Origin of the sequence: Nesterenkonia muleiensis, from assembly GCF_003600155.1 — a bacterium.
Classification (GTDB): Bacteria; Actinomycetota; Actinomycetes; order Actinomycetales; family Micrococcaceae; genus Nesterenkonia; species Nesterenkonia muleiensis.
In genome coordinates this window covers 21,352-43,146 of sequence record NZ_QWLD01000049.1, presented here as the reverse complement: position 1 = coordinate 43,146, position 21,795 = coordinate 21,352, and the positions used below count along the sequence as shown (strand labels likewise).

Annotated in this window: 22 protein-coding genes and 1 riboswitch; of the genes, 10 read left to right on the top strand and 12 right to left on the bottom strand. The window is 62.7% G+C overall.

Annotation, left to right across the window (positions count from 1 at the left end; all coding sequences use genetic code 11):
• Nucleotides 1-112 precede the first annotated feature (112 nt).
• The 7 genes from DVO78_RS14830 to DVO78_RS14800 all read left to right on the top strand — a co-directional run bounded on the left by DVO78_RS14830 (nucleotide 113) and on the right by DVO78_RS14800 (nucleotide 5,263).
• Entirely contained in the window at nucleotides 113-1,129 is a 1,017-nt protein-coding gene (locus tag DVO78_RS14830; protein ID WP_120005933.1) for an NUDIX hydrolase, read from the top strand.
• A 125-nt stretch (nucleotides 1,130-1,254) separates the two neighbouring features.
• Nucleotides 1,255-1,605 (top strand): GNAT family N-acetyltransferase, encoded by a 351-nt coding sequence (locus DVO78_RS14825; protein WP_120005931.1) that lies wholly within the window; start codon nucleotides 1,255-1,257, stop codon nucleotides 1,603-1,605.
• A 10-nt stretch (nucleotides 1,606-1,615) separates the two neighbouring features.
• Nucleotides 1,616-2,422 carry a thymidylate synthase gene (locus tag DVO78_RS14820; RefSeq protein ID WP_120005929.1) on the top strand — a complete coding sequence of 269 codons (807 nt, stop codon included), beginning with the start codon at nucleotides 1,616-1,618 and terminating at the stop codon, nucleotides 2,420-2,422.
• Entirely contained in the window at nucleotides 2,382-2,966 is a 585-nt protein-coding gene (locus tag DVO78_RS14815) for a dihydrofolate reductase (RefSeq protein WP_120005927.1), read from the top strand. Before DVO78_RS14820 ends, DVO78_RS14815 begins: the two co-directional genes overlap by 41 nt.
• A gap of 75 nt (nucleotides 2,967-3,041) precedes the next feature.
• The gene (locus DVO78_RS14810) at nucleotides 3,042-3,308 is read left to right on the top strand and encodes a hypothetical protein (RefSeq protein ID WP_120005925.1); all 267 of its coding nucleotides are present in this window, start codon (nucleotides 3,042-3,044) and stop codon (nucleotides 3,306-3,308) included.
• A gap of 45 nt (nucleotides 3,309-3,353) precedes the next feature.
• Complete coding sequence (gene asd / locus DVO78_RS14805) at nucleotides 3,354-4,556, top strand: aspartate-semialdehyde dehydrogenase (protein WP_120005923.1); 1,203 nt, start codon at nucleotides 3,354-3,356, stop codon at nucleotides 4,554-4,556.
• Between the two features lie 14 nt (nucleotides 4,557-4,570).
• Nucleotides 4,571-5,263 (top strand): DJ-1/PfpI family protein, encoded by a 693-nt coding sequence (locus DVO78_RS14800; protein ID WP_120005942.1) that lies wholly within the window; start codon nucleotides 4,571-4,573, stop codon nucleotides 5,261-5,263.
• 11 nt (nucleotides 5,264-5,274) lie between these two features.
• Here DVO78_RS14800 and DVO78_RS14795 read toward each other — a convergent pair whose 3' ends face one another.
• Nucleotides 5,275-6,006: a transporter substrate-binding domain-containing protein gene (locus DVO78_RS14795; protein WP_120005921.1), complete on the bottom strand. Its 732-nt coding sequence runs from the start codon at nucleotides 6,004-6,006 to the stop codon at nucleotides 5,275-5,277.
• 178 nt (nucleotides 6,007-6,184) lie between these two features.
• On the opposite strand from DVO78_RS14795, the gene DVO78_RS14790 reads away from it, so the two are divergent.
• Nucleotides 6,185-7,030 carry a sulfurtransferase gene (locus DVO78_RS14790; protein WP_120005919.1) on the top strand — a complete coding sequence of 282 codons (846 nt, stop codon included), beginning with the start codon at nucleotides 6,185-6,187 and terminating at the stop codon, nucleotides 7,028-7,030.
• A gap of 396 nt (nucleotides 7,031-7,426) precedes the next feature.
• On the opposite strand, the gene DVO78_RS18070 is transcribed toward DVO78_RS14790, so the two are convergent.
• From DVO78_RS18070 to DVO78_RS14770, 4 genes are all read right to left on the bottom strand, one after another.
• The gene (locus DVO78_RS18070) at nucleotides 7,427-7,876 is read right to left on the bottom strand and encodes a helix-turn-helix domain-containing protein (RefSeq protein WP_238385338.1); all 450 of its coding nucleotides are present in this window, start codon (nucleotides 7,874-7,876) and stop codon (nucleotides 7,427-7,429) included.
• A gap of 105 nt (nucleotides 7,877-7,981) precedes the next feature.
• Nucleotides 7,982-8,908, bottom strand: coding sequence for a carbon-nitrogen hydrolase family protein (locus DVO78_RS14780; protein WP_120005917.1), 927 nt, complete (start codon nucleotides 8,906-8,908; stop codon nucleotides 7,982-7,984).
• 62 nt (nucleotides 8,909-8,970) lie between these two features.
• Nucleotides 8,971-10,479, bottom strand: a complete 1,509-nt coding sequence (locus DVO78_RS14775; protein WP_120005915.1) for a sodium:solute symporter family protein — start codon at nucleotides 10,477-10,479, stop codon at nucleotides 8,971-8,973.
• Nucleotides 10,479-10,745 carry a hypothetical protein gene (locus DVO78_RS14770; protein ID WP_120005913.1) on the bottom strand — a complete coding sequence of 89 codons (267 nt, stop codon included), beginning with the start codon at nucleotides 10,743-10,745 and terminating at the stop codon, nucleotides 10,479-10,481. The genes DVO78_RS14775 and DVO78_RS14770 overlap by 1 nt, the downstream gene beginning before the upstream one ends.
• 149 nt (nucleotides 10,746-10,894) lie before the next feature.
• On the opposite strand from DVO78_RS14770, the gene DVO78_RS14765 reads away from it, so the two are divergent.
• Both DVO78_RS14765 and DVO78_RS17630 read left to right on the top strand, forming a co-directional pair.
• Complete coding sequence (locus tag DVO78_RS14765; protein WP_120005911.1) at nucleotides 10,895-11,914, top strand: LacI family DNA-binding transcriptional regulator; 1,020 nt, start codon at nucleotides 10,895-10,897, stop codon at nucleotides 11,912-11,914.
• A gap of 587 nt (nucleotides 11,915-12,501) precedes the next feature.
• On the top strand, nucleotides 12,502-12,663 hold the full coding sequence (locus tag DVO78_RS17630) for a hypothetical protein (protein ID WP_157984067.1): 162 nt from the start codon (nucleotides 12,502-12,504) through the stop codon (nucleotides 12,661-12,663).
• 296 nt (nucleotides 12,664-12,959) lie between these two features.
• On the opposite strand, the gene DVO78_RS14760 is transcribed toward DVO78_RS17630, so the two are convergent.
• The 7 genes from DVO78_RS14760 to DVO78_RS14730 form a co-directional block, all read right to left on the bottom strand.
• Entirely contained in the window at nucleotides 12,960-13,190 is a 231-nt protein-coding gene (locus DVO78_RS14760) for a hypothetical protein (protein ID WP_120005909.1), read from the bottom strand.
• A 215-nt stretch (nucleotides 13,191-13,405) separates the two neighbouring features.
• Nucleotides 13,406-15,055, bottom strand: coding sequence for a dipeptide ABC transporter ATP-binding protein (locus tag DVO78_RS14755; protein WP_120005907.1), 1,650 nt, complete (start codon nucleotides 15,053-15,055; stop codon nucleotides 13,406-13,408).
• Entirely contained in the window at nucleotides 15,052-15,933 is an 882-nt protein-coding gene (locus DVO78_RS14750) for an ABC transporter permease (protein WP_120005905.1), read from the bottom strand. Before DVO78_RS14750 ends, DVO78_RS14755 begins: the two co-directional genes overlap by 4 nt.
• Nucleotides 15,930-16,979, bottom strand: a complete 1,050-nt coding sequence (locus tag DVO78_RS14745) for an ABC transporter permease (protein WP_202912209.1) — start codon at nucleotides 16,977-16,979, stop codon at nucleotides 15,930-15,932. Before DVO78_RS14745 ends, DVO78_RS14750 begins: the two co-directional genes overlap by 4 nt.
• A 15-nt stretch (nucleotides 16,980-16,994) precedes the next feature.
• Complete coding sequence (locus DVO78_RS14740) at nucleotides 16,995-18,656, bottom strand: ABC transporter substrate-binding protein (RefSeq protein ID WP_120005903.1); 1,662 nt, start codon at nucleotides 18,654-18,656, stop codon at nucleotides 16,995-16,997.
• A gap of 109 nt (nucleotides 18,657-18,765) precedes the next feature.
• Nucleotides 18,766-20,145 carry an acyl-CoA dehydrogenase family protein gene (locus DVO78_RS14735; protein WP_120005901.1) on the bottom strand — a complete coding sequence of 460 codons (1,380 nt, stop codon included), beginning with the start codon at nucleotides 20,143-20,145 and terminating at the stop codon, nucleotides 18,766-18,768.
• 10 nt (nucleotides 20,146-20,155) lie between these two features.
• Nucleotides 20,156-20,263: riboswitch (SAM riboswitch) on the bottom strand.
• A 99-nt stretch (nucleotides 20,264-20,362) separates the two neighbouring features.
• Complete coding sequence (locus tag DVO78_RS14730) at nucleotides 20,363-21,793, bottom strand: NtaA/DmoA family FMN-dependent monooxygenase (protein WP_120005899.1); 1,431 nt, start codon at nucleotides 21,791-21,793, stop codon at nucleotides 20,363-20,365.
• Nucleotides 21,794-21,795: the final 2 nt, after the last annotated feature.

Below are 21,795 nucleotides of genomic sequence, written 5' to 3'. Positions count from 1 at the left end.
GGGGAGCCGCGACGTCTGGGACCCGTGCAGACGCGTCAGCGTCTGTGCGGGCCACGTCGGGGACTGAGCGGGCTCTGCCCGCCAGCGGGACCAGCACTGGTATCTTTCAGTCGTGACCACTTCGGAGTCCTTCACTGAAGTACCGCGCCGGCGCACGTCCGCCCTTGCCGATGATGGAGTTGAGGCTGAGATCCTTGCCGCCGGGGCCCTGGTCTGGCGCCTGCACCGCGGTGATCTGCAGGTTTTGGTCATTCACCGGCCGCGCTATGACGACTGGTCATTCCCCAAGGGAAAGCTAGACCCCGATGAGACGCTGCCAGAATGCGCGGTCCGCGAGGTCGGCGAAGAGGTCGGGCTCAAGGTCAGGCTGGGCGTGCCGCTGCCGATCACCCGCTATGAGGTCACCAAGAGGACCAAGTCGGGGCCGGAGGTGCGGACCAAGGAGGTCTGGTACTGGGCAGCCGAGATCCTTGAGGGTCACCCGCGCCCCGACGGCGAGGAGAGCGACGACGCCCGCTGGGTGAGCCCCGGACAGGCGCGGGAGATGCTGACCAACTCCGGAGATTCCGGGCCGTTGGCGGAGCTTGAACAGCTGCACAGGCAGAACACGCTGCGCACCGTGCCGTTCGTGGTGCTGCGCCATGCCAAGGCCAAACCGCGGTCCTCGTGGTCCAAGTCGGAGTCCGAACGGCCCCTGGCGGCCACCGGAAAGCGTCAGGCCAAGGCAGTTGAACGGCTGCTCACCGCCTGGCGTCCACGGCAGATCCACTCCAGTCCGTGGAAGCGCTGCGCGGAGACCATAGCCCCCTACGTCAAGAAGCACCGCCACCGGATCAAGTACCGCAAGCCCCTGACGGAGAAACGGGCCAAGCAGAACCCCGGCCGAACAGCCTCCCGGGTGCGCAGATCCCTGGAATGGGTGCAGCCTTCCCTGCTGTGCACCCACCGGCCAGTGCTGCCGATCGTGCTGGGTGAACTGAACAACTGGGCTGATGATCCCGGACTGAGCGCCGCCCTTCCGCAGAACGACCCGTATCTGAAGCCCGGCAGCGTGGTCGTCGCTCAGCAGGCGGTGGAGCGCGGTGGGCGCATCGTCTCATTCGAGGTCTACGAACCGCACGAGGACTGAGTTGGTCCCGGCGGCGGGGAGACCCCGCTCGCCTCTCAGCCGGCTCACGCCGGCCATCACACCTAAAGAGTCGGCCCCGACGGCGAGGCGGTGACAGGTCTCACACCTGGGGCTACGCTTGTGACATGGGTAAGCATGCCGCGACAGCAGAGAAGAACGTCCACCCCGGCGCCGAGCTGGTCATCGACACCGACAGGTGCCGTGCCGAGCTATGGGACGAGATCAGCGGCGAACGAACCTTCATCGGATTCGTCGGTTACGCCGAGGAGACCATTGGCGGCCAGCCGGTGTGGCTGCTGATGCACACCATCGTCAACGAACGCTTCGGCAGGCAGGGATACGCCCGCGCCCTGGTCACCTTGCTGCTGGACAGCCTCGCGGCCGAAGGCAAGAAGTTCACCTCCGAATGCACCTACATTGACCATTACCTGACGCGCTACCCCGAGTACCGCAAGCATCAGGCCCTGCTGGCGTAGACTCTGCACCGTGACCGCCATCCCCACTGCCTATGAGGACCTGCTGGCCGATGTCCTGGAGACCGGCGCGCAGAAGTCCGACCGCACCGGCACCGGAACGCGCAGCGTCTTCGGCCGCCAGATCCGTTACGACCTCAGCCGTTCTTTCCCGCTGATCACCACCAAGCGAGTCCACTTCAAGTCCGTGGCCCTGGAGCTGCTGTGGTTCCTGCGCGGGGACTCCAATGTACGCTGGCTGCAGGAGCGCGGAGTGCGGATCTGGAACGAGTGGGCCGATGAGAACGGCGACCTCGGGCCGGTCTACGGGGTGCAGTGGCGGTCCTGGCCCACCCCTGAGGGCGGGTTCATCGACCAGATCACCCAGCTGGTGGACCAGCTGCGCGCCAACCCGGATTCGCGCCGACATGTGGTCAGCGCCTGGAACCCGGGACAGGTCGCGGAGATGGCGCTGCCGCCCTGCCATATCCTCTTCCAGTTCTACGTGGCCGACGGCAAACTCAGCTGCCAGCTCTACCAGCGCAGCGCGGATATGTTCCTAGGTGTGCCGTTCAACATCGCCAGCTATTCGCTGCTGACGCTCATGCTGGCCCAACAGACCGGACTCGAACCCGGCGAGTTCATCTGGACCGGCGGGGACTGCCACATCTACGACAATCACCTCGACCAGGTGCGCCAGCAGCTCTCCCGTGACGCCCGTCCCTACCCGCAGCTGCGCCTGGCCCGGCACCCGGAGTCGATCTTCGACTACGAGTACGAGGATTTCGAGGTGCTCAACTATGAGCCGCACCCCACCATCAAGGCCACTGTTGCCGTCTGAGCCGACCACCGGGCCGCACATAGGAATGATCTGGGCCCAAGCCCGCAATGGGGTGATCGGTGCTGCTGGGACCATGCCGTGGCACGTTCCAGAGGACATGGCTCGCTTCCGCAATCTCACCCACGGCAGCCCGGTGATCATGGGCCGGAAGACCTGGGACTCCCTTCCGGAGCGCTTCCGCCCCCTGCCCGGGCGCACGAACATCGTCATTACCCGCGACGACGCGACCTCGCGTGAGCTGGCAGAGGAGAGTGCGGTGCCGGCGTCGTCGTTGGAGGAAGCGGTGGAACTGGCAAAGGCCCGGGCCGAGAGCGCCCATCGGGTCTGGATCATGGGCGGCGGAGCGATCTATGCCGAAGCGGTGGAGAAGGAGATTGCTGGACTGGCCTCTGTGACCCGGTTCGACCTGGAGGTCGACGGCGACACCTACGCGCCGGTGCTGGAGCCGCAGCAGTGGGAGCTGGCCGCAGCAGAGCCGGCATCGGGGTGGAGCATTTCCGAGTCCGGCATCGGCTATCGCTTCGAAACCTACCAGCGGATATAGCTCCCAGGCCTGTCCCAGAGTCCCACCTGACAATAGTGCAGCGAACATGCTTCATCACCTTCTCGAGGGAGAGTCATGTCACACCCAGATCAACCGCCAACCCCCGGTAAGTCTCCGAAGAAGTCCCGCGCCGCGAAGATCGCTGGCATCATCCTGATCGTCATCGGTGGGCTTCTCACCCTTTCGGTGCTCAACAACCTGGCAAGCGGCCGAATGATGGAGACACAAGCACGGTTGAGCGACGATTCGGTCGCGCAGTTCACCTTCGTCTTCCTGAACTTCTTCTCGCTGCTGATCGCCCCACTGGGCATCTGGTTGCTGGTCAAGAAACCCAGGCGCTGAGCGGAGCGCAGACAGACCTGCTGCCGGTTCGTTAAGCTAGGGACCATGACTTCTGCTGTTGCCGAATCCCCCGCTCTGTCCTCCGTCCCCGAAAGCGCCCCCTCGATCGGTCTGATCGGCTGGCGCGGCATGGTTGGCTCGGTGCTGATGCAGCGCATGGTGAGTGAAGGCGATCTCGCGCATATCAATCCGGTCTTCTTCTCCACCTCTGCGGCCGGGAAGCCCGCACCCGAGTTCGAGGGCTCGGCCCCGGAGACCGCGGTGCTCCAGGACGCCTACGACGTCGAGGTGCTCGCCAAGCTGCCGATCATCGTCACCATGCAGGGCGGTGACTACACCAAGGAGATCTACCCCAGGCTGCGGGCTGCCGGCTGGGGCGGCATCTGGATCGACGCCGCCTCCACCCTGCGCATGTCGGAGAACTCCATCATTGTGTTGGACCCGATCAACCGGGAGGTGATCGACGCCGGCCTGACCGCAGGGGTCAAGGAGTTCGTGGGCGGCAACTGCACCGTCTCGTGCATGCTGATGGGCCTGGGCGGGCTGTTCAGGCAGAACTTGGTGGAGTGGGGCACCGCCATGACCTACCAGGCGGCCTCTGGCGGCGGCGCGAAGCATATGCGCGAGTTGCTGAACCAGTTCGGCCACCTGCACGGGGCCGTGGCCGATGAGCTGGCAGACCCCTCCAGCGCAATCCTGGAGATCGACCGCAAGGTGCTCAGTGCTCAGCGCGGAGAACTCGACGCCTCACAGTTCGGGGTGCCGCTGGCCGGATCACTGATCCCGTGGATCGACGCCGATCTCGGCGACGGGCTGTCCAAGGAGGAGTGGAAGGGCGGCGCCGAGACCAATAAGATCCTGGGCCGCGGCGAGTCCCTGGCCCCCGGGGTGGACCGACGCGGAGACAGCATTCCCTTCGAATCACTGTGCGTACGTGTCGGGGCGCTGCGCTCACACTCCCAGGCGCTGACCCTGAAGCTCACCGAAGACCTCCCGGTGGCTGAGATCGAACAGATCATCGCCGAAGGCTCGGAATGGGCCAAGGTGGTGCCCAATGAGAAGGAGGCCACCATGGAGCAGCTGACCCCGGTGGCTGCCACCGGAGAGCTGACCATTCCGGTGGGCCGCATCCGCAAGCTGGAGATGGGCCCGGAGTACATCTCCGCCTTCACCATCGGCGACCAGTTGCTCTGGGGTGCGGCCGAGCCGCTGCGCCGGATGCTGATGATCGCCATCGGCAAGCTGTGATGCCGGCACCGGTGATGTACACCCCACTGCGGATTGTCGCTCTGCTCTTCCCGAACGTCACGCAGCTGGATCTGACCGGCCCGGCTCAGGTCTTCGCACGCTTTCCGGAAGCCGAGGTCCATTTCGCCTGGCGGGATCTGGAGCCCGTGCCCACGGATTCCGGGTTCTCCATCCTGCCCACCATCACACTGGAGGCGGCTCCGCAGGCCGATCTGCTGTTCGTGCCCGGCGGTCAGGGCGCTTTCGAGGTTTTCGACGACGACGCAGCACTGGGATTCATCGCCGAACAGGCGGCAGGCGCCCAGTATGTCACCAGTGTCTGCACCGGCTCTTTCGCGCTCGGAGCAGCGGGGCTCCTACAGGGCAGGCGGGCGACCAGCCACTGGGCCTCATTGGACATGCTGGAGCACTTCGGCGCGGTGCCGGTCAGCCAGCGCGTGGTGCAGGACGGGAAGATCATCACCGGGGCGGGGGTGACCAGCGGCATCGATTTCGCGCTGACCGTTGCCGCCGAGGTCTACGGGAAGGACGTGGCCCAGGAGATACAGCTCTACATCGAATATGACCCGGCCCCGCCCTTCGACGCAGGCTCCCCGAGCCGGCCCGGAGCCGATCCGCAGGCAGTGCAGGAACGCATCGAGGCCATGACGAAGCTCCGTTCTCCGCTGGTGGCTCAGGCTGCCGAACGGCTGAGATCCCAGAGCTGAGGAGACTCCAGCTAACGCGCAGATCCAGGCGGGGCCACCAGCGAGGCTTCTCGACCGGAACGGCGCAGTGACTCCGCAATGAATCCGGTGGCTTTGAGTTCTTCGATGAGTGCGTCGAGAAACGCCACAGTCTCCGGCGCGCGGTCCTTGCTGACCCCCAGCGCCTGCTTGATCTGGGTGAAGGCTGGCTCAAGAACTCGATGACCAGGGTGTTCACCGACGAAGGCGGTGATCGGCTGCCGGATGCCGGCGACCACATCGGCCTTACCCTGCTGGTAGTCGCCTATGCCCTCATCGCTGCGGATGAGCCCAGCGGACCCCAGAGACCGGGTCAGGTAAAGGTCGTAGGCCGAACCCTCTTTGACCGCGATGCGCACTCCGGGCCGATCGACATCCTCCGCTGCCGTGATCGGCGAATTCTCAGCGACGGCGTAGACACCTTCGATGACCACGTAGGGAGCAGTGAAGGAGACCTCGGCGGCACGGGCCGGCTCAACAGCGAGGAAGCACAGGTCGGCGCGGCCCTCTACGACCGCTTCGAATGACTTCTTCGCGCCGCTGAACGGCAGCAGCTCAACCGCCACCTCAAGACGCCGGGCGACCTCAGCAGCAATGTCCACGGTCACCCCGGTCGGTTCCCCCGGCGAAGGCGGCACGAGTACGGGGTTCCCTAGATTGATCGCCGCTCGCAGCGTGGCGCTGGGCGCAAGGTCCGCAGCGACGGATGAGAATTCAGGGGGCATGGGATTCCTTTCCTCACGGCGCCGGGAACAGTGTTGTCTGCCATTAGAGGATACCGGCGGGCGCCCTTGTCTGGGGGCGGCACCGTCCCTGCCTGTGGGCGGTGGTTGGGGATGGAGCAGGCTCGCAGGAATCAGCCGGGCAGCGGCAGCACGGGGCTCTCCGCTGTAGAGTCGGCATATGGGACATATGATCACACCCGAGGAACTGCATCGGCTCATCAGCTCGGATGTTCCTGGGCCGCGGATTCTCGACGTGCGCTGGCGGCTCGACGAGCCCAACGGGCATCCCGCCTACCTCAGGGGCCATATTCCCAAAGCGGTGTACGTGGACATGGACTCAGAGCTTGCCGAGCACGGCCGGCCACCGACCGAGGGACGGCACCCGCTTCCGCAGATCGACCGGCTGCAGTCAGCCGCCCGCCGCTGGGGGCTCGACGACGGCGATGCGGTCGTGGTCTACGACGACGCCAAGAACACCTCCGCCGCCCGAGCATGGTGGCTGCTGCGCCATGCGGGGGTAGAGCAGGTCCGCGTACTCGACGGATCGCTGCGCGGCTGGACCAGTGCCGGCTTCCCCCTGGAGACCGGCGAGGCACAGCCTGAACCCGGCACCATCACCCTTCGGTACGGCGTCTTGGCACATCTGAGCATCGACGACGCCGCCGCATTCCCGCAGCGCGGCACCCTCCTGGATACCCGCACTGCCGAGCGGTACCGCGGCGAGGTGGAGCCTTATGACCCACGGCCCGGGCACATCCCCGGGGCGATCAGCGCCCCCACTGTGGACAACGTCGATGAGCACGGCCGGTTCCTCTCCCCTGAGCAGCTGCGCAGCCGGTTCCTGGAGGTGGGCGTGGACCCGGACAGGCCGGTGGCCAGCTACTGCGGCTCCGGCATCAATGGATGTCACTCGACCCTGGCCCTGGAGCTGGGCGGCTTCGACGCCGTCCTCTACCCCGGCTCATTCAGCCAGTGGTCCCATCACGAAGACCGTGAGGTCATCACCGGGGATCAGCCGAAGTGAGCACGCCCCTACCCGCGACCTCTCACGTGTCTCGAACCGTGGGACTGGGGCGGACAGTTTCTGCGTTTACGCATACTTGGGGACCTCGAAGACCTCTGTCACAGCTCCGTGCTCAACGACGACGCCGTCCTTAACGGTCAGAAGGTCGTCACTGAGGCGACGAAACCACACTCAGAGCGTGAGAGACGAACAACATAAGCCACCCCGGTGGTCTCCTGAATGTTCTGGAGCAGGTCCAGCACCCCTGCCTAAAATAGACATCAAGTCCGGACACGGCCTCGCCATAGACGATGATCCACGGGCCGACGGCGAGCGCAAGGGCGATGGCGACTCGCCGGCACTAGCCACCCGGCAGTTCCCGAGGTCATCTAAATCGGTGGGCCTTCATGCGCCCCACTAGTAGTACTTTGTTAGGTTGGTCCGGCTCGTTGGCAGTAGGGGCAGCAGCTGAGTAGACGGATCACCGCGGTCTGAAGTTCGCGGAGGATGCCATAGAAGTTCAGGCTGCCCCTGGGGCTTTTGATGTCCCACGTCAAGTTTGTGGCAGGATTTCTTCTTGATCAAAGGTGGGCATTGTCGGGTCGGCTGGGCCCACCCCATTGGCCGGTTCCAAGCGATGGCCTCGTGTGGCCGGATGGTGTTGCACCCTTCCCGGTAGTACTCGGCACGCTGGATCAGCTCCAGAGCATCGAGGATCTCCTCGAGGAAGGCAGCCTTCCACCGGCCGATCGACTGCGCCGAGATCTTCTCACGCCGAGCAGTCTCGGTGATCGTAATCTCACCGGCCAGGACGCTGAGCAGGATCCTGGTCTTCTTCTCCACTGGAATCTGTGGTGGTTTTCCCATGTCAAACACTCCATTCAGAACTCAACTAACAGCCCTGCCATAAAGTAAGACGCGCGACACCCTGAACCCCAACACACCCAACGTATAAACTGACAACCCTTTACCTCAGTCCCGGACGAAGTCGACCGCGGGGCGCGGCGTGGTATCCACTTGCAGCCGGAAGATGTCCGGCCTTGAGTAATGTCCCACTGAGTCGAAGTCAAGGTGAGAGCGGGTCTTGGCCGCGAGATCGACTTCGGCTACCAGGATGACATCCTCGTCGAACACCGGGCCTGCCAGTATCTTGCCTGTAGGATCCACAATGACACTGCCGCCACGCATGAGGACATCGCCGGACTCCTGACCGAAGGCGGGCGCGTAGTCCTCCGGGAAATCATCCCGGGTAATGTACTGGCACGCCGAAAGCACGAAGCAGCGGCCTTCCAGTGCAATGTGCCGCACAGTATCTCGCCAGGTGTCCCGGTCATCAGCGGTGGGGGCACAGTAGATCTCCACCCCCTGGCCGTACATGGCCTGCCGCATCAGCGGCATGTAGTTCTCCCAGCAGATTACCGAACCTACTTTGCCTACCGGGGAGTCCACGGCGGACAGCGTTGAGCCATCGCCGAAACCCCAGACCAGCCGCTCCGCGCCGGTCGGCATCACCTTGCGGTGATGGCCTACGAGTCCTTTCTCCGGGTCGATCATCGCCGCGGTGCAGTATAAAGTTTGCCCCACTCGCTCGATGACCCCCATCACGACAAAAATTCCATGCTCAGATGCCGTTTCGGCGAGCCGCTCCATTTCGGGCCCATCCAAGGCGACCGCACCGTCGAAGTAGCGGCGATATTCGTCCCGACCTTCCTCCGTGCGGCGACCGATGGGGCTTCCGAAGGTCAGCCCCTTGGGGTACGTCCCAAGGAATGCCTCCGGAAACAGCGCCAGCTTAGCCCCGTTCTCGGCAGCCTGACCTATGAGTTTTATGGCCTTCCGCGTGGTGGCTTCAGCGTCAAAGGGGACAGAGCTTGATTGGACCACTGCGACAGTTGTCATGATCTTCCTTCCTGGAGGTTCCGGTACAGGGATTGGGCGTCCCGTGGTAGAGCCTGCCCTGCTCAAGATTTCTCAGCGTGGGTCTTGTCGGCAGAGTTTTGGTTGGCGTAAAGCTTCCTAATCAGCGAATCGTGGAACTCGTGTTGGATGGGTGTCGGACCGCGCGGGTCCAGGAGGCTGACCACGACGAACACGACACTACCGGTGATAATCCCGGAGGCAGCGGGGCCCATGGGGAGCGGCGAGTCCACGAGATACACCAGGGTGAGCGCGCTCAGCCCTGCGATGAGGCTGGCGATGGCACCTAGTCGGGTGGCGCCGCGCCACATGAGGGCGCCGAACGCCGCCGGGCACATCTGGATGGCAATGGCAAAGCCCAGCGAGGACAACGGCACCAGGAAGCCCTGGGCGGCGGGCGTGAAAGCCAGCACCACGACCATAATAGTGAGCCCTCCGACCGCGATCCGCCCAACATACGCTTCTCCACGCATCGTCAAGCCCTGATTGACGAAGCGCTTGTACAGATCAGTGGTAAGGATGTTGGCCGAGGTCAACAGCTGACTGTTGATAGTAGAGATCGCAGCCGCGATGATCGCAGCAATGACGATCGAGCCCAGGAGCGGGGCATGTGCGGCGAAGAACAGCGGGATGGTCTGGTCACTGTTATCGGCACTCAACCCCGGCACCAAACCCGGATAGTGGGCCAGGATTCCGATAGTCAAAGCACCCAGCGCCATCAGCCAGGAGTTCCAGAATGGCGTCAGGAGCGAGGTTTTGGCCAGCACCAACGGGGAACGAGCGGAGTAGAACTTCTGCCACATGTGCGGCATCACCCAGAAGGCTAGGCCGAGACCGAGCGCAGTATCGAAAATGCCCCAGAAATTACCTTGGTTTACGAGAACGTCGGGGGAGACTTCGGAGATATTTCGGAAAGAGTCGAAGCCTCCGGAGCCAAAAACGAAGACCAAGGTGATGAGCAGCAGCACCGTTCCGAAGAACACACCCATGAACGTGTCACCCCAGGCTGCACCGCGTCCACCGCTAATCGCGACCATGGCGCCCACGAAGACGCCCATCAGCGTCACGCCCACCCAGTAAGGCACGGCCCCTTCCGTCAGACTGGTCAGCGCACCCGCGCCACCGGTGACCTGAATGAGCATCACAGGCACCAGGCAAACGATGCCGACGACGGCGAACAGAGTGCGCAAGAGTGGACTTCCGTAGTAGCGTTCCACCAGCTCACCGGGGGTCACGAAGCCGAACTGCCGCCCCAACTGCCATATGCGGGCGCCGAAGAGCCAGATGAACAGGGCGTGTACGACAGTCCATGCCGCGAAAGCGATGAACCAAACACCTTCACGGTAGTAGGAACCAATGGCGCCCAAGAGCGTCCAGGTGCTGAAGAAACTCGCACCAGTAGTCATCAGAAGCACGACAGTGCCAAGACCGCGGTTCGCTAAAAAGAAATCATCCGGAGTGGCCTTGTTGGACCTGGACGCCCGGTAGGTGATCAGGCCAAGTACGGCAAAAAACACAAACAGGACCACAAGCGTCATGATGGTAGTGCCCATCAGCGTATCCCCTCTTTCGTATCAGTCTCTGTCTGGGCCAGGGCCGTCTCCTCAGCGGCCATACGCTCCGCATAGGGTCTGAAATATCGGCGGTAGACAATGATCACCAGGACGGTGTTCAGGGCGTTAAGTCCGATCACCCAGGCCATAGGCAACGAAAGCGGCCCGATCCAGGTGAGTGAATTAAAAATGCCGAAGTTCGGCAGGAACGTCGCGGCATACGCAACGAAGAACACGGCAATGATGGTGGCGTGTGTCTTTCGCACAGGTTGGCCTTTCTACTGGAGTGACTCGCAAGCTAGCTTGCCTGACACAAACGTTTACGTCAATCGATTTCCTAGTAGAGTCTTGTAAACAGTTTGTTACGGTCCACAGAGCTTGCGATCAGGCTAAGCTGAGCGCCCAGGAGGTTGTCATGACACAGAGACTCGGCCGTACTATCACTCAGCGCGGACTGGCGGAGCTGGCGGGGGTCAGTATCGCCACCGTCTCCCGAGTGCTCAGTGCTCCTCAGGACCAGCGTGGACGCTGGGCTTCCCCAGAAACTGTGAGCCGTATCCTCGAGCTGGCCAATGAGCTCGGTTACAAGCGCAACCCGCACGCGGCCAGCCTGCGGACTTCCCGCTCAGACCTCGTGGGCGTCCTCGTCCCCCGCTTACAGGACTTTGTACTCGCCACCATCTACGAGGGTATCGAGGAGGCCGGGATGGAACTCGGCATCAACACCTATGTAATGAACTCTCACGACGATGTCGAACTTCAGCGCTTACGCACTCAGGTGATGCTGGACCGGCGCGTGGACGGGCTCATATTTGGTGATGCCCGCCTGGATGCCCCATTCCTCGACGAACTTCGGGAGCAAGGAGTCCCTTTCGTGCTGACCTCACGTCGCAAGGAGGGACATCTCTCGATCACATGTGATGACTATGCCGGCGGACGAATGGTGGCTGAACATCTCATCGAACAGGGTCGTACCGATGTTGTCATTCTTGGCGGCCTGGAGTTCGCCTCCACCGCCCAGGACAGGACGCATGGACTGATCGACCGACTTCGAGAAGCAGGGATCGAGGTCCCCCCGGAGCGCATCGTCTACCGTGGCTTCGACACGGCAGCGGGCCGCCAGGCCATGGCGGAGATCCTTGAGGACGGAATCAGCACCAATGCAGTCTTCGCCGCCAACGACTTCGCCGCCATCGGTGCTCTGGGGGTGCTCCAAGACCACGGATACAGTGTCCCTGGAGATGTGGCCCTCATCGGCTATAACGACACCCCGTTGGCGGAATCGGTCGGCATACCGTTGACAACCATACGGTCACCCATGCACCCCATGGGGCGAGAGTCCCTCCTGACGCTGTGTCGTTTGATGGCGGGCGAGCCTGTGGAGTCCCAGCGGCTAGCACCAGAGCTGATCGTCCGTGCCTCCAGTCGCGGCTAAGTGCGTGGGTCAGTAGTCGGCGGGTAGTTTAAAACACCGGATGAATCACCCCGGCGGTATGACTCTGGTTGGGATAGTTGGGGTATGAGTGCAGATTCTGGGGAGGAGCTGTTTGCTGAAACACTGGTGGAGCGGGTCAAGGCCGTCGCTGGATGAGAGGATGCCGCAGGACCATTTGGCCCGGTTCATCGCTGAGTTGGTGGACAACGGAATGGATCTTCTTCGGTTCTACGAGCCAATGCGAAGACGAAGGCGCAGCCGCCGTATGATCCGCAGCTGATGCTGCGGGTCATACTTTATGGGTACTGCTGTGGGAGTGAGGTCTTCGAGAGAGCTGGAGAAGGCGTGTACGGATGTGGTGGCATTCCGGTAGCTGGCGACTCAGCAGGGGCCGGATTTTCGGTCCATTGCCGGTTCCGTGAACGCCATCTGGCCACGTTGACCAACGTATTCCTCCAGGCGTTGGAGCTTTCTCGTGCAGCGAGGATGGTTCACTGGGCTACGTCGCCCTGGACGGGACGAAGGTAAGGGCCAACGCCTCGAGGCACAAGGCCCTGGCCTACGCCCGACTCACCCAGAAGCAGAAGATGCTGGCCGATGAGATCAGTGACCTGAGGGCAGAGGCGCGCAGCGTCGATGCCGACGAAGACGCCAGTTTCGGGCCGGGCAAACGCAGCGACGCTGACGATGACATCACCGGTGCCGGGAATACCGCAGCCGATAAGGTGGAGACTGCCTGCAAGGCATAGCGGAACTTCAACGACCCAGACGCGAGGATCACGAAGACCGCCGGCGGCTCCTACGCAGACTACAGAGAGCTTCCCGGAAATGGGAGCTTCTGGCTGCCTATCAAAACTAGTTCAAACTCTTTAGCCACCGATTGAAACACCGGGGGCACCTGCCCGGAACCAGTCAGACCGGGTCTCCAGATTGCTCTGGGCCCATTTACCGGACACGGGCACTTCTCCCAAGATCAGGCCGCTCGAGCACCGGGGCCAGCGATTCAAACCTGGTTGACTGTTTGAACCGCTACTGACCCACGCACCTAGAGGCGGAGAAGCTCGTCGGTCCTGGCAGTCCACTGCTGCTTCGGCATCGTACTGCGCTCCAGAGCATAGGAGATGATCTGCTCAACGAAGTGCCAAGAACTCAGTGCATCCTGCTGGACCAGCTGGGCCTGTTTCCTCACGTCATACTGCGCCCGGCGGGAGAGGTCTTGCCGACTAGAGCCATAACCGACCCCTGCTTGGCATCCGGGGCCACCAGGAACAGACATACCGTATTCTTTTCTCTTGGTCCGCGTTCGTGCCGTCTCGGTCACAAGAACCAGATGAGGATTCAGAGACCGCTCGAAGCAAGCAATACCACCTGCACAAAAACGTCGTCGAAATCTTTCCTTTTACACCGAAGCGACTAGCACACTCCACTGACGTACGTGCCTGATATGACGAGGAACACCCACGGAATCGCTCATGACTGAAATCGCCACGGCTACGCAGCGACCAGTGTACGGGCTTTCTGGCCAGGAACAGCTTCGATGAGCTTCTGGGTATAGGGGTGTTGCGGCGCGCCGAACAGCTGATCAGCGGAGCCGTCCTCCACCACCCTGCCCTGCTCCAGAACAGTGACGCGATCGGCGATCTGGCGGACCAGGCTCAGGTCATGAGAGATGAAAAGGTAGGTCAGCCCTCTTTCTTCCTGCAGCTCAACCAGCACATCCACGATCTGCCTCTGCACCGTCACATCCAGTGCACTGGTCGGTTCGTCGAGCACCAGCACATCCGGCGCGTTCACCAGCGCCCGGGCGATCGCCACACGCTGACGCTGACCGCCCGAGAGCTCAGCCGGGCGACGTCTCAAGAGATCCTCGCCCAACGCCACCTGGTCCAGCACCGCCAGCATCTTCTCCCTTCGATCCCTGCCACTCAGCTCCTGGTGGATCACCAGAGGCTCCTCAATGATCCGCCGGACAGTAAACCGCGGGTCCAACGCGGCCAGCGGGTTCTGATAGACCAGTTGAAGCCTCTGCGCCCTGGGGTTCGTCGACGGCGGCTCATTCTCCAAAGCCTCTTCGCCCAGACGCACGGTCCCGGAATCGAAGGACGTCAGTCCAGCCACAATCCGCGCCAGGGTGGTCTTTCCCGAGCCCGACTCTCCGACCAAGGCATGGATGTCACCTGCGCGTGCAGAGAGATCGACATCCACGAGCACCGGTGGTCCCGCACCGGGGAATGTCTTCCGCAGCGACTTCACCTCCACTGCGGGGATCGAGGTCAGGTCTGCGAGCTCAGCATCCAAGCCCTCACTCGCTTTCACTCTGAGACGCCGTCGTCGTTGCTCATAACGCTCCGGTGAGAGTGCCGGGACATCTTCGAAGAGCTGCTTGGTGTATTCATCCCCCGGTGCCGCAAGCAGACCTTCCACCGGACCATAGTCCACGATCCTCCCCTTGTTGATCACCGCCAGGTCATCGCTGTGATCAGTCGCTAGTGCCAGGTCGTGGGTGATCAGCAGCACCGAGAGTCCCAGCTCATCCTTGAGCTCGTCCAGCAGCTCCAGGATGGTCCGCTGAACGGTCACGTCCAACGCACTGGTCGGCTCATCGGCGATGAGCAGCCGCGGATTGCCCGAGACCGCCAGCGCAATCAGAATTCTCTGCAGCTGACCACCGGAGAGCTCGTGCGGGTAGCTCGCCAGCTTCGCCTGAGGGTCCCTGATCCCCACACGGTCCAGGAGCTCCCCCGCGATCTGGTGCGCCTCGGCCTTCCTCACTCTGCGGTGCAGCCGGATGTCGTTGATCAGCCGTGAGCCAATCTTCTGCACCGGGTCCAGAGAGCTCAGCGGATCCTGCGGGATATAGCCCAGCAACTCACCACGCAGCTTCCGCCAGTCCTTCTCCCGTTTGCCGAGCACAGACTCGCCGTTCAGGCGAATATCGCCGCCGAGGACCTGGCCGTTGCGCGCCAACAGACCGACAGCGGCTGCGGCCAGGGAGGATTTGCCGGAGCCGGACTGCCCGACCAGGGCCAGGGTCTGACCCTGGTCAACAGTCAACGACGCTTCCTCCACCACTGCGGTAACACCTACTCCACGGCGCCGGTATCCGATCGTGGCGCTGTCGAACTCGAGGCTGTAGGTCATGACACGTCCTTCCGGAGAGTGGCCAGAATCTGGGAAACCCGGCTGATGGACAGCACGGTGAGCACAATCACCAACCCGGGCAGAATGGTCATCCACCAGGACGAGGCCAGGTAATCCCGTCCTTCCGACACCAACAGACCCCATTCGGGCTGAGGCGGCGGAGCGCCGAAGCCCAGGAAACTCAGCGCAGTGATCCACAGAATGGAGAGGCCAAACTGCAGGGCGGTCATGGACAGCACGGGGCCGTAAGAATTGGGCAGCACATGGTGAAGCATCAGCCGTCCGGAAGGCACCCCGAGGTGCCGTGCTGCTTCGACGAACGGCAGATTCCGCACTCTGAGCACCTCCGAACGCATGAGCCGCGCGAACGTGGCGACCGAAGCGATGCCGACAGCAATCGCCGCGTTGACCGTGCCGAACCCCAGTGCCACGATCACCACCATGGCCAGCAGCAGTCCCGGGATGGCCAGCAGCACATCCACTATGCGACTGATCACCGCGTCCACAGCGCCACCGAGATAAGCCGCCCCAAGCCCCAGGGCGGCACCCACCCCAAGCCCGACGACGACGGCGATGAAAGCACCGAAAATGGTCTGCTGGGTGCCGTACACCACCCGGGAGAAGAGATCACGGCCCAGATAGTCGGTGCCGAACCAGACGTCAGCGCCGGGGGGAGCCAACACCTCGGCCCCACTCACCTCATACGGATTGTAGGAGGTCAGCAATCCGGGAAACAGGATCGCGACGCCGATCAGCAGCAAGAAGGACACTGCTGCTGCGTCTGCGATGCGCTCGGGATGGAACCTGCCGCGTCTGAGCCGACTGTCTGGCCGCTGCTGAGCAGCCTGACCTGCGCCATCCACGATCTGAGCGCTCATCGTGTGCTTCCTTTCTCTGCAGACACCGCATCACCGTGTTCTGCCTCGTGCTCCTTAGCCCTGGGGTCATCAGTCTCAGAGACACCCTGGCCAGTCTTCTTGGTCCCGGCAACCTCCTTAGTTCTAGGGTCCAACAACGGATAGGTAAGGTCAGTCAGCAAATTCACCGCCGTGTAGATGACGGCCACCAGCATCACCACGCCGAGCACGACCGGCCCGTCCTGAGAGCGCACCGCCTGCTCGGTCACGAAGCCCAGACCTGTGCGGTTGAAGACTGTTTCAACGATGACCGCACCCGTCAGCAGCTCTCCGATGGTCAGTCCCAACAGTGTCACCGCAGGTATGGAGCCGTTCTTGGCCACATGCTTGAACACGATGCTCTGAGGCGCGTATCCGCTGGAGCGCAGCACGTTGACGAACGGTTCGCCGGATGCCCGATCCAAGCCTTGGATCAGCACTTGGGCCACCGGGGCGCAGGCACCTGTGGCCAACGTGATCGCGGGCAGCAGCAGGGACTTCAGACCCTCGTCCCGGATGGAGGAGAACCACCCGAGGTTGTAGGCGAAGATCTGCAGCAGGATCAGTCCCACCAGGAAGTTCGGCGTCGACAGGGAGATGACCGGCAGATTGCGGATGAACGTGCGCAACGACCGCCAGGGCGCGAAGACTGCTGTGAACGCCACGATGAACGCGAACACTGCGGTGAGCAGCAACGCGAGCACCGCCAGCGCCGCGGTCTCTCCCAGCCCTTGGGCGATGAGGTCAGTCACCCGGTGCCCGTTGCCCAGAGAGTAGCCCAGATCCCCCTGGAAGAGCCGTCCGACGGCAACGGTGAACTGCTCGTACCAGGGCCGGTCCAACCCGTAGTAGGCCAGAATGAACTCTGCCTGGTCCTCCGGTATGGGGTTCTGCGGATTGTCGATTCTGCTCTGCACCGGGTTCCCAGGAAGCAGGAACAGCACAGACCACACCAGCACGTAGGTGAGCACCACGACCAGAACTCCTTGAAGAATGCGGCTGATGATGCTGCGCGGGGTGTAGCTCATGGGTCCTCCGCTCCGTCAGTGGTCGATCCATGTGGAGTAGAAGAACGGCCGGGCCTCTGCGGTGAACGCGAGGTCCTCCACGTGGGGCTGAACGCCGAAGACCTGAGAGTCGTCCAGGATCGGCAGCAGGAAGGCCTCATCTACCAGAATCTCCTGGATATCGGCCAGGGTCTCCTGCCGCTCCGCCGGGTCGGTCTGCACGAGCTGCTGATGGTAGAGCGCATCAAGTTCCTGAGCGGCACTGTCGTCCTCCTCAAGGAAGAGGGCGTTGGCTTCATCGAGGGTGTAGTTCACCGTCTGACGCACCCATGGGTCGGCCTCAGGCCATCCGTTGCGTCGCGTGGCGATCTCCGGGTCCTGGATGACCTCGGAGTAGGAGGAGTAGTCAGTTTCTTCGATCCGCAGCTCAACGCCGATCTCAGCCAGCTGTAGCTGAATGAGCTGGAACAGGGGCCCAGCAGTAGCGTCGAAGACATCGATGTAGGTCAGCAGGCTGAGCCGCTCACCGTTCTCGTCAATCCGGTAGCCCTCGGAGTCGAACTCCTCGAAGCCGGCACCGTCCAGCAGCTCATTGGAACGCTCGGGGTCGTATACGAGGGAGTCCGACTTGTCCTCGAAGCCGAAAGTGTCCTCGGTGACCACACTCTTAGCGGGCCGCCAGCTGTCGGTATAAAGGTCCTCGATGATCTGCTCGCGGTCGATGCCCGACTGCAGCGCCCTGCGCACATCGACGTCGTCGATGAAGGGCGCGGACTGCCGGACGTCCCATACATTCGCGTTGCCGCTGCCCTGTTCGGAGACGATGTCGATACCAGCATCGATCAGACCCTGCTCCTCGCTGGGCTGCAGGTAACGGATCAGGTCTGCCTCTCCGGAACGCAGCGAGCCAAGCCTGACGCTGTCCTCGGTGACGGGCAGGATGGTGATGGTGTCGAGCAGCGCCTCACCTTGGTGCGGAGAACTGGGCGGGGCCCAGTCATACCCCTCACGTTTGGCCAGGATGATCTCCTCGCCGTAAGTCTCCGACTCCACGTAGAAGGGGCCGCTGCCGATGATGCCTGCCAGCTGCTGCTGCTCCTCGATGGGAGCCTCTATTGTCGCATCCGCGACAATAGAGGTCCGCCAGAAGGAGAGCACGTCCAGGAAGGGCGCATACGGCTCCTCGAGTTGGACGATGACGGTCTGGGCAGAATCATCAGTCTCGATGGATTCGATGGAAGGAAACCAGTTGTTCGCCGGAATGCCCTGATCCGGGTCACCGTCATGCTGCCATTCGAGGTTGCGCTTGACGTTCTCCACATCCACGGGAGTACCGTCGCTGTGAGTGACGCCCTCGACGATGGTGAAAGTGTAGGTCAGTCCGTCGTCGCTGACGTCGAACTCCTCTGCGAGGTACGGCTCCAGTTCACCGGTCTCGGGGTTCTTGTAGATCAGCCGGTCGGTGATGTTGGTGATGTAGGCGCTGTCCTGCCAGGTACCGGAAGACTGCAGCTGGGTGTTGCTGCTGAGCTCCGCGTCCAGGTAGACGAGCTCGCCTCCCTCCTGGACCTCTCCGTCGCCGCCTGCTGCTGCCCCTGCTGCGCAGGAGGTCAGCAGCAGAGCTGCAGGCAGGAGCCCGGCTAGGGCGGCGCGGGCGGTCTTGTCGCGTGCAGGAAAGAGAAAGGGTGCGCGAGCCATAAGGGTTTTGCTCCTAGTTCAGAAAATAATGGTGTGGGGTGATGCGCGCAGATGGCCAGGTTCGGAGAAGAGTCCCGGGGCCAGCAGGGCCAACACTGCAGGGCAATCGTCAGCTGGTCGAGATGCGACACCCAGACTGGTCCTCAGCAGTCTGGCCGAGCTTCTCCCGATCCTGGTCAGTGTCATCATCGAGTACTGCATCACGCTCTTCAGAGCCGGTGTTTCCAGTGCGGAACTTCCAGGGATAAGGCAGTTCTCCGAGTAGTTCGTAGGTGCCCACCCATTGTTCTTTTCGGGGTAGCGGGTTGTGAGAAGAGATGGTCCGAGCGTTTCGCCAGTGACGGTCCAGGACCTTGCCCACCGAGGTGCTTGAGGCCCCAGTGGCGTCGAAGATCGACGTGGTGGCCTCCAAGACCAGCGGGATCACCACCACCTGCGACTGGTAGACGGAGAGATTCGCGGCATTGGCCGCTTCTTCAGCATCCTCGGCGGACAGCCGTGCCTGCCAGGCGCGCTCCAGGTCCTCAGCAGCATCAAGAACCGATGCCTTCACGGCTTTGACCTTTGCAGAGGCCCTGCCGATGACCGCCTGGTTCAACGGATCGGCGGCTGGTGTGGTCCCGGGAGGCGAACCCAGGGGGTGGCGCTTGCTGGCCCGGATGTGCTCAACGATGTCGTCGACAGCCCGACGTCCTATGCCAGCGATCACCGAGAGCAGGTGAAGCTGGTAGAGCCCGATCATATGTGTGATCGGGCGTTTGCTCGCAGAGTGGACGATCACATGCCGCTCATCCACTTCGGCCCGTTCGAACTTGGTGGTACCTGTGCCGGTGAGCTTCTGGCCGAATCCGTCCCAATCGTCGAAACGCAGCACGCCGGGGGCATCAGTGCGCACAGGGAAGCTGGCGAATTCATCACCGAAACGAGCGGTGACATTGACCCAGTCTGCGAACAGTGTTCCGGTGCTGTAATACTTCTGTCCGGTGATGGTCAGCCCTCCGTCTCCGTCCCTTGTGAGTACGGTGGTCTGCTTCTCCCAGCTCTCGATACCCTGTTCACTCTGGGCGTTGCCGATGATCGCGTGCCTCTCCACAGCCTCGGCTGCCCAGAACTCGCGGTCCTCCAGATCACCGGTGCTCAGCCGGTCCTCCAAGAAGGCGAAGTGTCCCCGCCATAGGTGGGCGACGTGAGGATCTGCCACGGCGAGGTCGATCAGAAGCCGGAAGAGAGTGGGAGCATCCACTCCCTCACCGCCGAATTCGCACGGTACACGCAGCGCACCGAATCCGGCATGCCGCAGCCATTCGACCTGTTCGTACGGCAGGATGCGTTCCTTCTCGCGGTCAACTACGCCCTCAGCGATCCGGCGGAAGACCTCTCTGTACCGCTTGTTCAGGTCCGCGTATGTGGTGGCGCCGGGGACAGCTCGGGTATCCGTTTCGGGGGCATGCTGCTGTGACTGCAGCAGCGAATGGTCACGGGAAGGCATAGTCACACACTCTCCATCGATTCTGGCGTTAGCACCCAGCCTGGACATGCTGTCAATACATGCCCCCGGGTTGCTGCGACATCATCGGGCCAGGTCCCTCAGTCGCTCTGGATGGTCACTTGCTCTTTCACATTAGCGGGCTAAATGAACATATAGCAAGCGCCTTGACTTATATGTTCATACGCTGTCATGTGAGCCCATACGAGGACTCACAGCGTCAGGCCGGGGTGAGGCGCTTGTCGAAGGCTTCGGCGGGGGTGCGCAGAGCCACCGGGTCCTCATACCGGGAAGCTGGGTGGCTCTGGTGCGGGCGGGCCGCGCCCGGAGTGGAGAACAGCCGCTCGCGCAGGGTCTCCCCGGGGGCGTACTCAGTGCGGGCCAGACCCCGCCGCTGGAGCTCGGGGACGGCCAGTTCGACGAAGTCGCGCACTGTGCCGAAGCTGATCTGGTTCCCGATGTTGAAACCATCGAGTCCGGATTCATCGGCCCCCCGGCCCAAGGCGTCAGCGACCTGGACGGGATCGCCGACCACACGCAGCCCGTTCTTGGCGCGCCCACCGCCATGCTGGGAGTTCTGGATGTCACCGACCGTCTGACCAGCTCGCCAGCCACGGATCAGCACCTCATGACCGGGATCCTTACGCTTGATGATGTCCTCGACCAGTTCCTCGGCTCGGTACTTGTCCAGACTGGGGATCCGACCGTTCTTCCGCAGCACCTCCCAGGAAGTCCGGTATCGGTCGATCTGCTCGGACTTGGCATGAGCATCCTCGGCAGTGCGGCCGACCACCACATGCGCTGAGGCGACGAACCGCAGCTGCTGGGGGTCCCGCCCAGACTCCTCGGCACGGGCACGAATCGTCTCAATGTTCTGGCGGATGGTCTCCGTGGAGCCCCCGCCCAGAAACACTACTTCCGCATGACGGCCCGCGAAAGCCATGCCGGTCAGTGACGTACCTGCCTGGAAAAGGACCGGCAGGCGCTGGGCAGTCGGTGCTACCAGGTGTGGACCGCGGACCTTGAAGTACTGGCCCTGATGGTCGATGTAACGAACGCTGTCCGGGTCTGCCCAGGTGCGCTGGGAGGCGTCGGCCCGGACAGCGTCATCGTCCCAAGATCCAATGAGGAGCTTGTAGACGACATCCAGGAACTCATCGGCGATGGCGTACCGCTCGTCGTGCTCGATTTGATCCTCCAGGCCGAAGTTCTGCGCGGCGTTCCTCAGGTAGGAGGTGACGATGTTCCAGGCGATACGCCCCTTGGAGAGGGCGTCCAGGGTGGCCAGCCGCCTGGCGAAGGCAAACGGGGGCTCATAGGTGGTGGAGAAGGTTGCGGCCAGTCCCAGATGCTCCGTGGAGCTCGCCAGAGCGCCCAGCACTGTCACCGGGTCGAGCGCGGGAATCTGGAAGCCCTCACGCACCGGGGTGACCAGTCCGTCGTCGGTGTTGTCATAGGCTCCTACGACATCTGCCAGGAACAGCTGGTCGAACTTTCCCTCTTCCAGGATTCCGCCCAGCTCCTGCCAGAAGCTCAGGTCGTCGATGCGGTGCCGCTGATCCTCAGGGTGGGTCCACGTTCCTGGGGAGAGATGCACTACTGAGCCCATCTCGAACAGGCTCAGGATCAGCGGACGGTCACGTATGGGCATAG

Coding starts and splice junctions, on each gene's coding strand:
- DVO78_RS14730 (WP_120005899.1), bottom strand. CDS start 21,793: ATGCCCATACGTGACCGTCCGCTGATCCTGAGCCTGTTCGAGATGGGC.
- DVO78_RS14740 (WP_120005903.1), bottom strand. CDS start 18,656: ATGGCTCGCGCACCCTTTCTCTTTCCTGCACGCGACAAGACCGCCCGC.
- DVO78_RS14745 (WP_202912209.1), bottom strand. CDS start 16,979: ATGAGCTACACCCCGCGCAGCATCATCAGCCGCATTCTTCAAGGAGTT.
- DVO78_RS14795 (WP_120005921.1), bottom strand. CDS start 6,006: ATGCCCCCTGAATTCTCATCCGTCGCTGCGGACCTTGCGCCCAGCGCC.
- DVO78_RS14750 (WP_120005905.1), bottom strand. CDS start 15,933: ATGAGCGCTCAGATCGTGGATGGCGCAGGTCAGGCTGCTCAGCAGCGG.
- DVO78_RS14815 (WP_120005927.1), top strand. CDS start 2,382: ATGAGCCGCACCCCACCATCAAGGCCACTGTTGCCGTCTGAGCCGACC.
- DVO78_RS14825 (WP_120005931.1), top strand. CDS start 1,255: ATGGGTAAGCATGCCGCGACAGCAGAGAAGAACGTCCACCCCGGCGCC.
- asd (WP_120005923.1), top strand. CDS start 3,354: ATGACTTCTGCTGTTGCCGAATCCCCCGCTCTGTCCTCCGTCCCCGAA.
- DVO78_RS14775 (WP_120005915.1), bottom strand. CDS start 10,479: ATGGGCACTACCATCATGACGCTTGTGGTCCTGTTTGTGTTTTTTGCC.
- DVO78_RS14810 (WP_120005925.1), top strand. CDS start 3,042: ATGTCACACCCAGATCAACCGCCAACCCCCGGTAAGTCTCCGAAGAAG.
- DVO78_RS14800 (WP_120005942.1), top strand. CDS start 4,571: ATGTACACCCCACTGCGGATTGTCGCTCTGCTCTTCCCGAACGTCACG.
- DVO78_RS14790 (WP_120005919.1), top strand. CDS start 6,185: ATGGGACATATGATCACACCCGAGGAACTGCATCGGCTCATCAGCTCG.
- DVO78_RS17630 (WP_157984067.1), top strand. CDS start 12,502: ATGCTGGCCGATGAGATCAGTGACCTGAGGGCAGAGGCGCGCAGCGTC.
- DVO78_RS14735 (WP_120005901.1), bottom strand. CDS start 20,145: ATGCCTTCCCGTGACCATTCGCTGCTGCAGTCACAGCAGCATGCCCCC.
- DVO78_RS14765 (WP_120005911.1), top strand. CDS start 10,895: ATGACACAGAGACTCGGCCGTACTATCACTCAGCGCGGACTGGCGGAG.
- DVO78_RS14780 (WP_120005917.1), bottom strand. CDS start 8,908: ATGACAACTGTCGCAGTGGTCCAATCAAGCTCTGTCCCCTTTGACGCT.
- DVO78_RS14755 (WP_120005907.1), bottom strand. CDS start 15,055: ATGACCTACAGCCTCGAGTTCGACAGCGCCACGATCGGATACCGGCGC.
- DVO78_RS18070 (WP_238385338.1), bottom strand. CDS start 7,876: ATGGGAAAACCACCACAGATTCCAGTGGAGAAGAAGACCAGGATCCTG.
- DVO78_RS14760 (WP_120005909.1), bottom strand. CDS start 13,190: ATGTCTGTTCCTGGTGGCCCCGGATGCCAAGCAGGGGTCGGTTATGGC.